Origin of the sequence: Streptomyces griseoaurantiacus (genome assembly GCF_036189845.1) — a bacterium.
Classification (GTDB): Bacteria; Actinomycetota; Actinomycetes; order Streptomycetales; family Streptomycetaceae; genus Streptomyces; species Streptomyces griseoaurantiacus.
Genome location: NZ_CP108326.1, coordinates 5,631,283 through 5,644,913, shown reverse-complemented (window position 1 = coordinate 5,644,913; position 13,631 = coordinate 5,631,283). Strand labels below are relative to the sequence as shown.

General features: G+C 73.2%; 11 protein-coding genes and 1 riboswitch. Of the genes, 6 read left to right on the top strand and 5 right to left on the bottom strand.

What is annotated here, in order from left to right:
• Nucleotides 1-81: 81 nt before the first annotated feature.
• Nucleotides 82-363: an HPr family phosphocarrier protein gene (locus OHB09_RS25095; RefSeq protein WP_006142636.1), complete on the top strand. Its 282-nt coding sequence runs from the start codon at nt 82-84 to the stop codon at nt 361-363.
• 204 nt (nt 364-567) lie between these two features.
• Here OHB09_RS25095 and OHB09_RS25090 read toward each other — a convergent pair whose 3' ends face one another.
• The 4 genes from OHB09_RS25090 to OHB09_RS25075 form a co-directional block, all read right to left on the bottom strand.
• Nucleotides 568-1,254 (bottom strand): GntR family transcriptional regulator, encoded by a 687-nt coding sequence (locus OHB09_RS25090; RefSeq protein WP_006142635.1) that lies wholly within the window; start codon nt 1,252-1,254, stop codon nt 568-570.
• Nucleotides 1,255-1,452: 198 nt separating this feature from the next.
• Nucleotides 1,453-2,211 (bottom strand): M23 family metallopeptidase, encoded by a 759-nt coding sequence (locus OHB09_RS25085; RefSeq protein ID WP_006142634.1) that lies wholly within the window; start codon nt 2,209-2,211, stop codon nt 1,453-1,455.
• A 13-nt stretch (nt 2,212-2,224) separates the two neighbouring features.
• Nucleotides 2,225-2,379, bottom strand: a riboswitch (cyclic di-AMP (ydaO/yuaA leader).
• A gap of 259 nt (nt 2,380-2,638) precedes the next feature.
• Nucleotides 2,639-4,027, bottom strand: coding sequence for a M16 family metallopeptidase (locus OHB09_RS25080; protein ID WP_006142633.1), 1,389 nt, complete (start codon nt 4,025-4,027; stop codon nt 2,639-2,641).
• The gene (locus OHB09_RS25075) at nt 4,024-5,394 is read right to left on the bottom strand and encodes a M16 family metallopeptidase (protein ID WP_093594116.1); all 1,371 of its coding nucleotides are present in this window, start codon (nt 5,392-5,394) and stop codon (nt 4,024-4,026) included. Before OHB09_RS25075 ends, OHB09_RS25080 begins: the two co-directional genes overlap by 4 nt.
• Nucleotides 5,395-5,673: 279 nt before the next feature.
• Between OHB09_RS25075 and OHB09_RS25070 the strand changes: the two genes are divergently transcribed.
• A complete protein-coding gene (locus tag OHB09_RS25070; protein ID WP_234527749.1) occupies nt 5,674-8,127 on the top strand; it encodes a DNA gyrase/topoisomerase IV subunit A in 2,454 nt (817 codons plus the stop codon).
• A gap of 78 nt (nt 8,128-8,205) precedes the next feature.
• On the opposite strand, the gene OHB09_RS25065 is transcribed toward OHB09_RS25070, so the two are convergent.
• The gene (locus tag OHB09_RS25065; RefSeq protein ID WP_309486335.1) at nt 8,206-9,468 is read right to left on the bottom strand and encodes a CobW family GTP-binding protein; all 1,263 of its coding nucleotides are present in this window, start codon (nt 9,466-9,468) and stop codon (nt 8,206-8,208) included.
• A 318-nt stretch (nt 9,469-9,786) separates the two neighbouring features.
• Between OHB09_RS25065 and OHB09_RS25060 the strand changes: the two genes are divergently transcribed.
• From OHB09_RS25060 to OHB09_RS25045, 4 genes are all read left to right on the top strand, one after another.
• Complete coding sequence (locus tag OHB09_RS25060; protein WP_040896468.1) at nt 9,787-10,308, top strand: DUF6082 family protein; 522 nt, start codon at nt 9,787-9,789, stop codon at nt 10,306-10,308.
• Between the two features lie 182 nt (nt 10,309-10,490).
• A complete protein-coding gene (locus tag OHB09_RS25055; RefSeq protein ID WP_006142627.1) occupies nt 10,491-10,727 on the top strand; it encodes a hypothetical protein in 237 nt (78 codons plus the stop codon).
• 141 nt (nt 10,728-10,868) lie between these two features.
• Nucleotides 10,869-11,852, top strand: coding sequence for a sucrase ferredoxin (locus OHB09_RS25050; RefSeq protein ID WP_006142626.1), 984 nt, complete (start codon nt 10,869-10,871; stop codon nt 11,850-11,852).
• Nucleotides 11,853-11,991: 139 nt separating this feature from the next.
• Nucleotides 11,992-13,611, top strand: coding sequence for a sensor histidine kinase (locus OHB09_RS25045; protein ID WP_040896467.1), 1,620 nt, complete (start codon nt 11,992-11,994; stop codon nt 13,609-13,611).
• The last annotated feature ends 20 nt before the right edge of the window (nt 13,612-13,631 follow it).

The window sequence follows — 13,631 nt, the reverse complement described above, 5'->3', positions numbered from 1 at the left end:
ACCGCACGCCGGGGAGCCACCGTGTGGAACACTGGGCAGTGGTCTAGACAACCTGGCACACACCTGAAGGGCTGCATCACCATGGCTGAGCGCCGCGTCAACATCGGCTGGGCCGAGGGCCTCCACGCCCGCCCCGCCTCCATCTTCGTCCGGGCGGCCAGCGCCACCGGCGTCCCCGTGACGATCACCAAGGCGGGTGGCACCCCCGTCAACGCCGGCTCGATGCTGGCCGTGCTCAGTCTGGGCGTCCAGGGCGGCGAGGAGGTCGTCCTCGCCTCCGACGCCGCGGGCGCCGACGAGGCCCTCGACCGCCTGGCCAAGCTCGTCGCCGACGGCCTCGAGGAGCTTCCCGAGACGGTCTGAGCGCTCGTCCCGGTGCGGTGGAGCCGCGTCGCCCTCGAGGCGGCGCGGCTCTCGCTTTTCCCTTTGCCGCTCCGCTCTCCCCCGCTCTCGCGCTTTTCCGTCGGCCGTTCAATTCACGGGCGCGGACGGACACGAATAAGGGCAGCGGAAAAGAAAAGGAGGCCCGCTCCTCCCATTCGCTCCCCTTTGTATACGGCGCGCGCGTTAATTCCGCGGGCTCGCAATGTTTACGGCTTGTTGCGAAGTGCTCACGTCCGCTCCCGTCGGGGCGGGGCGCAGGCGGTGGGCGGCGGCCGCGCGTTCGGTGTGCCGGGCGGTGAGGGTGCGGGCGCGTTCGCCGTCGCCGCGGGCGATCGCGTCGACGACGGCGGCGTGCTCCGCCCAGTCGGTCACCGGGTCCGCCGGCGCCCCGGCCACGTACATCCAGGCGATCTTGTGCCGGAGCTGGGCCAGGGTGCTGCTGAGCGCCGGGCTCCCGGCGGCCTGGGCCAGCGTGTCGTGGAACCAGCCGTCCAGGGAGCGCAGGTCCTCGCTGCTGCCCTGGCCGGCCCGCTCCCGGCCCAGTCTGACCAGGCCGCGCAGCACCTTCAGATGCGCCTCGGTGCGCCGCTGGGCGGCCCGTGCGGCGCCGAGCGGTTCCAGCAGGACGTGCATGTCCAGCAGGTCGGCGGCCTCCTGCCCGGTGGGCTCGGCCACGCAGGCGCCCGCGTGCCGGCGGGTGACCACGAACCCCTCGGCCTCCAGCGTGCGCAGCGCCTCGCGCACGGGGACGCGGGAGACGCCGTAGCGTCTGGCGAGGACCTCCTCGGTGAGCCGGCTCCCGCGTTCGTGGACACCGGCGACGATGTCCTCACGGATCGCCGTGCATACCGAGTGCGCCGGAATACGCATGTCCGACCTCCGCCTGATTTCCGTGCAAACACCGTCGGCCGGCGCATTGCTCGTCCGACTCTATTGCAGACGGGAGGAATTTCCGACGGCGATCCCTGATCCATGGTTATTTTTTGGACAGCGGCGGGACAAAAACGGCGACGGCCCCGGCTGCGTGAGCCGGGGCCGTCGTGGCGGGTATGTGTCGGTGCGTGCGCCTCAGACGTTGACGCCGTGTCCGCGCAGGTACGCCACCGGGTCGATGTCCGAGCCGTACTCCGCGGTCGTGCGGGCCTCGAAGTGCAGGTGCGGGCCCGTGACGTTGCCGGTCGCGCCGGACAGGGCGATCTGCTGGCCGGCCGTGACCTGCTGGCCCACCGTGACGCCGATGGACGACAGGTGGCCGTACTGGGTGTAGGTGCCGTCGTTCATCTTGATGACGACCTGGTTGCCGTACGCCCCGCCCCAGCCCGTCTCCACGACGGTGCCGGCGCCGACGGCGTGCACGGAGGTGCCGGTGGCGGCGTGGAAGTCGATGCCGGTGTGGCTGCCGGAGGACCACAGCGAGCTGCTGGCCTGGTAGCCGGTGGAGACGTAGGAACCGGTGATCGGCATGACGAAGGTGTTGAGCCGCTTGCGCTCCGCCTCGCGGGCGGCGCGCTCCTTGGCCTCACGGGCCCGCTCGGCCTTCGCGGCGGCCTCCTTGCGGGCGGCCTCCTCGGCGGCCTTGCGGGCGGCGGCCTTCTCCTGGGCGAGCGCCTGGGCGTCGATCCGGGCGGCGACGCTCTCGCCGATGCCGGCGGCCCGCAGGAGGCCGGTCTGCCCGACCGAGGCGGGCGGCTCGGCGGCGACCGCGGAGCCGGCGAGGGTGCCGACGACGCCGGTGGTCGCGAGGGCCGCGACGCCCACGGCGCCGGTCGTCGTGCGCTTCGTGCGGTCGGCGCGGCGGTGCTTCCCAGGGGCGCGGGTGAACGCCATGAAGGGGCTTGTCCTTTCCTTCCTTCTCGCCTACCGGGTTAGCTGACGGGTTCGGAGCAGGAAGGTCTCCTACGGACACCCTTTGCGGGGGCGCCCGATTCACCCCAGGGACGTGGGTCCCCGGCTCCCCCGGGCTCGCGCCGTAGGGGGACTCGGCGATGGCTGCCCGCTGCCGCGGATGCGGCGCGCTGCCTGACGGACAGCCGGGAAGACGCTAAGCGGACGGCGTTTCAGCGGGCAAACGAGGTAACGGTTTTGTTGCGTATCCCACATGAGCGAAGCGCTCTCTCCTGTGGCAATACGGACAAACTCGCGCCCCTGAGCGGCCTTCAGGGGGCGGGCGAAGCGCCGGCCCCGGCACGCGGAAGGCCCCGGCGACCTCTCGGGTCACCGGGGCCCGGCCCACCACGTCGCCGCGGGAGGCGCGCTACTCGGCGGCCACCACGGTGACCTCGCCGATGCCCAGGGCACGGACGGGCTCCACGATCTGCTCGGCGTCGCCCACCAGGACCGTCACCAGGCGGTCCCCCGGGAAGGCGTTGACGACGGCGGCTGTCGCCTCCACCGTGCCGGTGGCGGCGAGCTGCTGATACAGCGTCGCCTGGTAGTCGTCCGGCAGGTGCTGCTCGACCTGGTCGGCGAGCGAGCTCGCGACGGCGGCCGCGGTCTCGAACTTCAGCGGGGCGACGCCCACCAGGTTCTGCACGGCCACATCGCGCTCGGCGTCGGTCAGGCCCTCCGCCGCCAGGGTGCGCAGCACCTTCCACAGGTCGTCGAGGGCGGGACCGGTGTTCGGGGTGTCCACGGAGCCGCTGATGGCGAGCATCGCCGCGCCGCTGCCGTCGGGCGCGGAGCGCAGCACCTGGGCGAAGGCCCGCACTCCGTAGGTGTAGCCCTTCTCCTCGCGCAGCACGCGGTCGAGCCGCGAGGTGAGGGTGCCGCCGAGGCAGTACGTGCCGAGGACCTGGGCGGGCCACACACGATCGTGCCGGTCGGCCCCGACACGGCCGATGAGGAGCTGCGTCTGGACGGCTCCGGGGCGGTCCACGACGATCACCCGGCCGGTGTCGTCGGCCGTCACCGGGGGCACCGGGCGCGGCTGTCCGGGCGCGCCGGTCCACGCGCCGAGCGTGTCCGCGAGCAGCGCGTCGAGGTCCAAGCCGGTGAGGTCGCCGACGACCACCGCGGTCGCGGTCGCGGGCCGTACGTGCCGCTCGTAGAAGGCGCGGACGGCGGCGGAGTCGATGGCCGAGACGCTCTCCTCGGTGCCCTGGCGGGGCCGGGACATCCGGGAGTCGGCCGGGAAGAGCTGCCGGGACAGCTCCTTGGCCGCGCGGCGGGCCGGGTTGGCGGTCTCGTGCGGGATCTCGTCGAGCCGGTTGCGCACCAGGCGCTCGATCTCGCCGTCGTCGAAGGCGGGGGCGCGCAGCGCGTCGGCGAGCAGGCCGAGCGCCTTGGCGAGCCGCGAGACGGGCACCTCCAGGGAGAGCCGCACACCGGGGTGGTCGGCGTGCGCGTCGAGGGTGGCGCCGCAGCGCTCCAGCTCGGCGGCGAACTCCTCGGCGGAGTGCTTGTCGGTGCCCTCGGAGAAGGCGCGCGCCATGAGGGTGGCGACGCCCTCCTGGCCCTGCGGCTCGGCCTCCAGGGGCGCGTCGAGGAGGATCTCCACGGCGACGACCTGCTGGCCGGGGCGGTGGCAGCGCAGCAGCGTCAGGCCGTTGTCCAGGGTGCCGCGCTCGGGCGCGGGGAACGCCCAGGGCTTCGCCTCGCCGGGCCGGGGCTGCGGGTGGAACTCCATGGTCGCGAGCTCGGTCACTTCGCCGACTCCTCGTTCTCGTCGGTGGCTTCGGCTGCCTCGTCGGTGGCTTCGGCCGCTTCGGGGGCGACCGGCTCGTAGACGAGCACCGCGCGGTTGTCGGGTCGCAGCCGGGCCCGGGCGACGTCCCGGACCTCCTCGGGGGTGACCTCCAGGACGCGCCGGACGGCGGTCAGGGCGAGCTGCGGGTCGCCGAACAGGACGGCGTACCGGCACAGTTCGTCGGCGCGTCCGGCGACCGTGCCGAGCCGGTCCAGCCACTCGCGTTCGAGCTGCGCCTGGGCGCGCTCCATCTCCTCGGCGGTGGGGCCCTCCTCGGCGAACCGGGCGAGCTCCTCGTCGACGGCCGTCTCGATGACGGGCACCTCGACGTCGCCGGAGGTCTTCACGTCCAGCCAGCCCAGGGAGGGCGCCCCGGCGAGACGGAGCAGGCCGAAGCCGGCGGCGACGGCGGTGCGGTCCCGGCGGACCAGGCGGTTGTACAGCCGGGAGGACTCGCCGCCGCCGAGGACGGTCAGGGCCAGGTCGGCGGCGTCCGCCGCCCGCGTGCCGTCCTCCGGGAGGCGGTAGGCGGCCATGAGCGCGCGGGCCGGGACCTCCTCCTCGACGACCTCGCGCAGTTCCCCGCCGATGACGTCGGGGAGGGAGCCGTCGCGCGGGGCGGGCTTGCCGTCGTGCGAGGCGATGGAGCCGAAGTACTTCTCGACCCAGGCGAGCGTCTGCTCCGGGTCGATGTCGCCGACGATCGAGAGCACCGCGTTGTTGGGCGCGTAGTAGGTGCGGAAGAACGCGCGGGCGTCCTCCAGCGTGGCCGCGTCCAGGTCGGCCATCGAGCCGATCGGGGTGTGGTGGTAGGGGTGGCCCTCGGGATAGGCGAGCGCGGTCAGCCGCTCGAAGGCGGTGCCGTAGGGGACGTTGTCGTAGCGCTGGCGGCGCTCGTTCTTGACGACGTCCCGCTGGTTCTCCATGGACTCCTCATCCAGGGCGGCCAGCAGCGAGCCCATGCGGTCGGCCTCCAGCCAGAGGGCGAGCTCCAGCTGGTGGGCGGGCATGGTCTCGAAGTAGTTGGTGCGTTCGAAGCTCGTGGTGCCGTTGAGGGAGCCGCCGGCGCCCTGCACCAGTTCGAAGTGGCCGTTGCCCTTCACCTGTCCAGAGCCCTGGAACATCAGGTGCTCGAAGAGGTGAGCCAGGCCGGTGCGTCCCTCGACCTCGTGGCGCGAGCCGACGTCGTACCAGAGGCACACCGCCGCGACCGGGGTCAGGTGGTCCTCGGAGAGCACCACGCGCAGACCGTTGGCCAGACGGTGTTCGGTCGCTGTCAGGCCGCCGGAGCCTGCCTCGGCGGTGGCCGTGTGACCCATGGGCATGTACGTCCCTTCACTCACGAGAAGCGGCTGTGACCAACCGCGGAGTTGTGCCAATCCTGCCACTGTATGTGCCCTCGCAGAGGGCGCGGGGCCACGCCGGTGCGCGGCTCACCCACGGGTGCGCGGGTACCCGCCCGGCCGCCGCCGGCACCCCCGGTGGGCGGGTCCGGGAGCACGGCCGCGGGCCTCCGGGCCGGGTCCCGCGACACGTTGTCGGTCCCCCGGTCCACAATGGTCCGCATCAGATCCCGCCCACGCCCACACAAGGAGCCGGCAGCGATGGCCCGCCGCAGCACCAAGACCCCGCCGCCCGACGACTCGTACGAGGAGCGGATCCTCGACATCGACGTCGTCGACGAGATGCAGGGCTCCTTCCTCGAGTACGCGTACTCGGTCATCTACTCGCGCGCCCTCCCCGACGCCCGGGACGGCCTCAAGCCGGTGCACCGCCGCATCGTCTACCAGATGAACGAGATGGGGCTGCGGCCCGACCGCGGCTACGTCAAGTGCGCCCGCGTCGTCGGGGAGGTCATGGGCAAGCTGCACCCGCACGGCGACGCGTCGATCTACGACGCCCTGGTCCGCATGGCGCAGCCCTTCTCGATGCGCGTCCCGCTGGTCGACGGCCACGGCAACTTCGGCTCGCTGGGCAATGACGACCCGCCGGCCGCCATGCGGTACACCGAGTGCCGGATGGCCGAGGCGACGAGCCTGATGACGGAGTCCATCGAGGAGGACACCGTCGACTTCGGGCCGAACTACGACGGCCAGGAGCAGGAACCGGTGGCGCTGCCCGCCGCCTTCCCCAACCTGCTGGTCAACGGCGCCTCCGGGATCGCGGTCGGCATGGCCACGAACATGCCGCCGCACAACCTGCGCGAGGTGATCGCCGCCGCCCGGCATCTGATCCGCTATCCGAACGCGGACCTGGACGCCCTGATGAAGCACGTCCCGGGCCCCGACCTGCCCACCGGCGGCCGGATCGTCGGGCTGTCCGGCATCCGGGACGCGTACGCCTCGGGCCGGGGCACCTTCAAGATCCGCGCCACGGTGGAGATCGACACGGTCACGGCCCGCCGCAAGGGCCTCGTCGTCACCGAACTGCCCTTCGCGGTCGGTCCGGAGAAGGTCATCTCCAAGATCAAGGATCTGGTCGGCGCCAAGAAGATCCAGGGCATCGCCGACGTCAAGGACCTCACCGACCGCGAGCACGGCCTGCGCCTGGTCATCGAGATCAAGAACGGCTTCGTGCCGGAGGCGGTCCTGGAGCAGCTCTACAAGCTGACCGCCATGGAGGAGTCCTTCGGCATCAACAACGTGGCCCTCGTCGACGGCCAGCCGCTGACGCTGGGTCTGAAGGAACTGCTGGAGGTCTACCTCGACCACCGGTTCGACGTGGTGCGGCGGCGCAGCGAGTTCCGGCGCGGCAAGCGGCGCGACCGCCTGCACCTGGTCGAGGGTCTGCTCACCGCCCTGGTGGACATCGACGAGGTGATCCGCCTGATCCGCTCCAGCGAGAACTCCGCACAGGCCAAGGAGCGCCTGATCGAGCGGTTCGCACTGTCCGACGTGCAGACGCAGTACATCCTGGACACGCCGCTGCGCCGGCTGACCAAATTCGACCGGATCGAGCTGGAGTCGGAGAAGGAGCGGCTGAACGCCGAGATCGCGGAGCTGACCCGGATCCTGGACTCCGACGCGGAGCTGCGCAAGCTGGTCTCCGCCGAACTGGCCGCCGTTTCGAAGAAGTTCGGCACCGACCGGCGCACGGTCCTGCTGGAGTCCTCGGGTGCGCCGGCCGCCGTGCCGCTGCAGGTGGCGGACGACCCGTGCCGGGTGCTGCTGTCCTCGACGGGGCTGCTGGCACGGACGGCGGACGCCAACCCCTTCGCCGACGACGGCAAGGGCCGCCGCGTCAAGCACGACCTGATCGTCTCCGCGGTCCCGGCGACGGCCCGTGGTGAGGTGGGCGTGGTGACCTCGGCCGGCCGGCTGCTGCGGGTCAACGTGGTCGATCTGCCCCAGCTCCCGGAGCAGACGGGCACGCCCAACCTCTCGGGCGGCGCCCCGCTGGCGGAGTTCGTCTCCCTGGACGCGGACGAGACGGTGGTGTGCCTGACCACGCTGGACGAGTCCTCCCCCGGCCTGGCGCTCGGCACCGAACAGGGGGTCGTCAAGCGGGTGGTGCCCGACTACCCCTCCAACAAGGAGGAGCTGGAGGTCATCACCCTCAAGGAGGGCGACCGGATCGTCGGCGCCGCCGAACTGCGCACCGGCGAGGAGGACCTGGTCTTCATCACGGACGACGCCCAGCTCCTGCGCTACCAGGCCTCCCAGGTGCGCCCGCAGGGCCGCCCGGCCGGCGGCGTGGCGGGCATCAAGCTCACCCAGGGGGCCAAGGTCATCTCCTTCACGGCGGTGGATCCGGCCGCCGACGCGGTGGTCTTCACGGTCGCCGGATCGCGCGGCACGCTGGACGACTCCGTGCAGACGACGGCCAAGGCCACACCGTTCGATCAGTACCCGCGCAAGGGGCGGGCGACGGGCGGCGTGCGCTGCCAGCGGTTCCTCAAGGGCGAGGACTGCCTGTCCTTCGCCTGGGCGGGTCCGACCCCGGCGCGGGCGGCCCAGAAGAACGGGGCGCCGGCCGAACTGCCGGAGATCGACCCGCGCCGCGACGGCTCGGGGGTGTCCCTGGCGAAGACGGTGGCGGTGGTGGCGGGCCCGGCCTGACGGAGGGGGCGTTCGCCCGGCGGAGGGGGCGTTCGCCCGGCCCGGCGGACGGGTTCGCCCGGCCGAGAGGGTGTTCGCCTAGTCGAGGGGGCGTTCGGGGCCCGGACCGCCGTCCGGGCCCCGCAGGTCTACGTCGGGGGCGTCCGCGTCGGGTGCGTCCGGATCCAGTGGGTCCGGGGTCAGTGGGTCCGGGGCCGGTCCGTCCAGGCCCCGTGCGCCCGGGGCCTCCTCCGGGTCCGGCACATAGCGCAGGACGCCCCACAGGGCGTGCTCGTCGATGTCCGGCGAGCCGTCCTCGCAGGCCTGGAGTTCCTTGCGCAGCGCGGGCGCGTCGAGACCGGTACCGATCAGCACGAGCTGGGTCAGCCGGCCCCCGGTCTCCGCCCCGGCCCGTGCTCCGACTGCGGATCCGGCTCCGGCTGCGGCTCCGGCCCGGGCGTCCGGCCAGGGTTCCGGGGTGAAGCGCAGGAACCGCCCGACCGCGTGCACGGCGTAGCGGTTGCGGCGGTCGTGGGCGCCGAAGTCGACGTACCCCTTGATGCGGTACAGGCCCTCGGGGCGGCTGTCGAGGAAGGCCAGCAGCCGCTGCGGGTCGAGCGGCACACCGGAGACGAAGGACAGCGTGTCGTAGCCGGAGTGCGGGTGGGCGGCGTGGTCCTCGTCCTCCCGGGGGAGGTCGTCGAAGGAGAGCTGCCCGAGGCGTTCCTCGGAGGGCCGGCAGTCGAAGAGGAACTCGGGGTCGACGCGCCCGTAGGAGGCGGGGACGACGGCGGCCCGGTCGGTGAGCTCCCGTACGGTCTCCAGCACGCGCGCCCCGGCGCCGTCCGCGGCGGCCCGGTCCAGCTTGTTGACGACGACCAGGTCGGCGAGGGCGAGGTGCCGGTCGATCTCGGGGTGCCGGGAGCGGGTGGATTCGAACTCGGCGGCGTCGACCACCTCGACGAGCCCGCCGTAGACGACGTCGGGGTTCTCCCCGGCGAGCACCATCCGCACCAGTTCCCCCGGTTCGGCGAGCCCGCTGGCCTCGATGACGATCACGTCGACGCCGACCGAGGGCCGGGTCAGCCGCTCCAGATAGGCGTCGAGCTCGCTCGCGTCGACGGCACAGCACAGGCAGCCGTTGCCGAGCGAGACGGTGGAGTCGCCGAGTGCCCCCGCCACGGCCATGGCGTCGATCTCGACCGACCCGAAGTCGTTGACGACGGCACCGATGCGGCTGCCCCCGCTGTGGTGCAGCAGATGGTTGAGCAGGGTGGTCTTGCCGGAGCCGAGGAACCCGGCGAGGACCACGACCGGTACCTGCCGACGGCTCGGGCTCCGGTTCACCGGGCTCTGGTCCACCGTGCGACCCCTCCGTGCCGGCGCGCGTCCCGGACAACTCCGGAACACGCGCGAGAACTGCGCTGCCGTACCAGGATACGAGCCCTTCGGCACGCCCCGGGGTGTGCGCCGGTGCGCGGCGTGCGCGGGGCAGACGTTCCGCTTGGCGCCGGTCCGTGCGACCCTCGCTTCCCCCTGTGCGCCTTGTTTCCGCCTCCCCGCCGATCAGTGCTCCTATGCACCCTGGAGACGGCAAGCGTCGCCCACCGCTCGCCGGTCCCCGTCAGCCCTCCCGCATCCGACGGCCGGCGCACGGCCGCCTGGAATCGGGGGTTGCACATGACCGCACAGACCTCGGCGATACGGAGGCTCCGATCCGCGACCAGAGACACTCTGGCCGCGGCCGGACGCACCGTCACCGAGCGGTACGGCCGGAAACGACGGCGTGCGGCACTCGTGGAACAGCACCGGCTCCACTTCGACCTGCTGTGCAAGGCCATGGACGACCCCGCGCTCGCCGCCGTCCTGGACACCTACGACGACGAGGTCCCGGCGGAGCGGCAGCGCCAGTACCTCTTCGCCAACGCCCTGTACGTCAACGCGCTGTACTTCCACCGCATCGGGGCCCTGAGCCTGGCCGAGCTGTACGGCCACGTACGGATGATGTGCCGCAACGCGGTCTTCCGGGAGTACTGGCAGGCGACCCGCAGGCACCGCGACAGCCTGCCCGCGTGGTCGGAGGAGGCGCGGATCGGCAGGATGATGGACGCCCTGGTGCGCGACATGGACGCGCTGGTCGCCGAACAGGAGGACGGCGAGCACGAGGAATGGTGGGTGGTGGGCGAACCGCCATCCGAGTGAGGCGGGTTGCTCTTCGTCAACCACGGAAGTCCGCGTGAAGGCGCCTGTGGTGAGGGGCGCTATTCTACCCGCAGTTCGCCGGAGTCAAACCTGCCGCGAACTGCTTTTTCTGTGCGGCCCCCGTGCCGCAGGCGTCCCGGGCATCCGTGGCGACCCGCCCTCTCACCAGGCTAGGAACGGACTTGAAGATCGTGCGTCGCATCGGCGCCTCGCCCCGGGAGCGCGGCAGCGCGACCGGGCAGAGCTGCCCCGACATCTTCGAGCTGAACGACGGCAACTTCGCCGTCATCGGCACCGAGGCAACCGCGCAACTCGACGCCGAACTTCCCCCCGACGCGTCCCGCGCCGACTACGAACGCATCGTGGTCATCACCCGCGACACACTGCTGCGCGCGAAGGCCCAGATCCCGGACGCGTGAACCGCCCCCGGCGAGCCCCCCGCGTCGAACGCGTGCCTCGCCGGGACTCCCGGGGGCCCGGCCGCCAGGCTCGTCCCCCCGGGGGGGCGCCGGGGCGGCCCCGGACGGCACCACCGGGCAAGTCAGGTTAGGCTCACCTCTGTGAGTACGTGCACCACCGCGTCCCAGGCCCTCGACGAGCCCCTCGCCGGCACCGCCGCCACCGCGCGGACCTGGCTGCTCCTCGAACAGCCCGGCCCCTGGGGCGTCAAGGCCCTCACGTCGAGCCAGCTGGACCAGCGGCTCGGCCGCGCCCTGGAGGCCGCCGCGAAGGGCACGGGCGTGCGCCTCGCACTGATCCGCCGCCCCGGCCGCCATGCCGACCCGGACCCGGGCGCGCAGGTGCGCACCGAGGAGACCGACACCTCCACCGTGCGGCAGGTGTACGCCGCCCACACCGTGCCCGGCCGCTCCTGGCTGCACGGCGCCACCGTCACCGACCCCGCACACCTTCTCGACCTGGACTTCGCGGCGCTCGGCGCGGGAGACCCGCGCACCTTCGACGACGCCCTGGCGGGCCGCCCGCACACCGGTGATCCGCTGGCCCTGGTGTGCACCAACGGCAAGCGTGACCGGTGCTGCGCCCTCCTCGGCCGGCCGCTGGCCGGCGAACTGGCCGCCGCCGGTGTGCCGGGCACCTGGGAGGTCACCCACCTGGGCGGCCACCGCTTCGCCCCCACGGTGCTGGTCCTCCCCTACGGCTACGCCTACGGGCGGGCCACGGCGCCGCTGGTGCGGGACGCGCTCCGGGGCGTGCGCGAGGGGCGGATCGTGCTGGAGGGGTGCCGGGGCGGCTCCGCCTGGGAGCGGCCCGCCCAGGCCGCCGAACTCGCCGTCCGCGCGCGCACCGGCATCCACGCGGCGGACGCGCTCACCGTGACCCGGACCGAGGGCGAGGCCCCCCTCTGGGAGGTCACCGTCGCCCACGCGGACGGCCGCCTCTGGCGGGTCACCGTGGTCCAGGGCGCCTCCTCGCCGCCCCGGCCGGAGAGCTGCGGCTCGGTTCTGGGCTCCCCCACGCGGATGGACGTCGAGGCGGTGCGCGCGCTGCACCCGGCGAGGGCATCGGGTCCCGGCCGGCGCTGACGTCCGTCCCGGGGCGCGCGGGCCGTGCGCACGCTCCCCGCGCGCTGTGACGCACCGGGGCGCCCCGGCGCCCCACCCTGCACGATTCCCCCACCGCGCTCCCTGGGACGCGGCGCACGCGGACCGTACCGTCGTGCCCATGAGTCCCCGTACACCCGTACGACGGCTGCGCCTCGGCCTGCCGCGGCGCATGTTCTCGCAGCTCCTTCTGATGCAGGTCGCGGTCGCCGCGGGCGTCGCCGTGCTCGCCACCGGTCTCTTCCTCGCCCCGCTCGGCAAGCAGCTCGACGAGCAGGCGATGCGGCGGGCCCTCGCCATCGCCCAGACCACCGCCGCCCAGCCGCAGCTCGCCGAGGACTTCCGGACCTCCCTGCCGACACCCGGGGGACCCGTCCAACAGGAGGCGGAACGCATCCGGCGGGCCAGCGGGGCGGAGTACGTGGTGGTGATGAACCTGCACGGGGTGCGCTGGTCGCACACCGATCCCGGCCGGATCGGCGAGGTCGTCTCGACCGACCCGAGCGGGGCTCTGGCCGGCAGGGAGGTCATGGGGATCGACCGCGGCACCCTGGGCCGCTCAGCCCGGGGCAAGGTGCCGCTGCGGGACGCGGAGGGGCGGATCATCGGCGCCGTCTCGGTGGGCATCGAGTACAACAGCGTCCGCGCCAAGCTCGTGCACGCGATACCCGGGCTGTTCGCCTACGCCGGGGCGGCCCTGGCGATCGGCGCGCTGGCCGCGTACCTGATCTCCCGGCGGGTCCAGCGGCAGACCCGCGACCTCGCGTTCTCCGACATATCCGCCCTGCTCTCGGAGCGGGAGGCGATGCTGCACGGCATCAAGGAGGGCGTCGTCGCCCTGGACCGGGCCGGGCGTGTCCGCCTGCTCAACGACGAGGCGCGGCGGCTGCTGGGCATCGGCGAGGAGGCCCTCGGGCGTCCCCTCGACGAGGCGCTCGGCGCCGGGCGCACCACGGACGTGCTGGCCGGGCGGGTCACCGGCACCGACCTGCTGACGGTGCGCGGCCCCCGCGTGCTGCTCGCCAACCGCATGCCCACGGAGGACGGCGGCGCCGTCGCGACCCTGCGCGACCGTACGGAGCTGGAGCGGATCGGGCGCGAACTGGACTCCACGCGGGGGCTCATCGACGCCCTGCGCGCCCAGGACCACGAGCACGCCAACCGGATGCACACCCTTCTCGGCCTGCTCGAACTGGAGATGTACGAGGACGCGGTCGAGTTCGTCGGGGAGGTCGTCGGCGAGCACCGGGTCACGGCGGAGCAGGTGACCGAGAAGGTCCACGACCCGCTCCTCGCGGCCCTGCTGGTCGGCAAGGCGACCGTCGCGGCGGAGCGCGGGGTGGCCCTGTGGGTCGCGGACGGGACCCTGCTGCCGGACCGGCTGATCGACCCCAGGGGCCTGGTCACCGTCGTCGGCAACCTGGTGGACAACGCCCTGGACGCCGTCGCCGGGACGCGGCACGCCCGCGTGGAGGTCGAGCTGCGCGCCGAGGGGCGTACGGCGGTGCTCCGGGTCCGCGACACCGGCCCGGGCGTTCCGGCGGACCGTCGGGAACTGATCTTCACCGACGGATGGTCCACGAAGCGGCCACCGGCCCACGGAAAGCGCGGTATCGGCCTCTCCCTGGTGTGCCGCCTGGCCGAGCGGCAGGGCGGCTGCGTCCGCGTGGACGAGGCGGAGGGCGGCGGCGCCGAGTTCACGGTGGTCCTTCCGGAGGCGCTCTCCGAGGAGCCCGGGTGAGGGTGACCGACGCCCGCGCG

Bases quoted from the DNA above. Each gene is read 5' to 3' on its own strand.
- OHB09_RS25075 (WP_093594116.1), bottom strand. From the start codon at position 5,394: ATGCCCATGGGTCACACGGCCACCGCCGAGGCAGGCTCCGGCGGCCTG.
- OHB09_RS25090 (WP_006142635.1), bottom strand. From the start codon at position 1,254: ATGCGTATTCCGGCGCACTCGGTATGCACGGCGATCCGTGAGGACATC.
- OHB09_RS25095 (WP_006142636.1), top strand. From the start codon at position 82: ATGGCTGAGCGCCGCGTCAACATCGGCTGGGCCGAGGGCCTCCACGCC.
- OHB09_RS25045 (WP_040896467.1), top strand. From the start codon at position 11,992: ATGAGTCCCCGTACACCCGTACGACGGCTGCGCCTCGGCCTGCCGCGG.
- OHB09_RS25060 (WP_040896468.1), top strand. From the start codon at position 9,787: ATGACCGCACAGACCTCGGCGATACGGAGGCTCCGATCCGCGACCAGA.
- OHB09_RS25070 (WP_234527749.1), top strand. From the start codon at position 5,674: ATGGCCCGCCGCAGCACCAAGACCCCGCCGCCCGACGACTCGTACGAG.
- OHB09_RS25085 (WP_006142634.1), bottom strand. From the start codon at position 2,211: ATGGCGTTCACCCGCGCCCCTGGGAAGCACCGCCGCGCCGACCGCACG.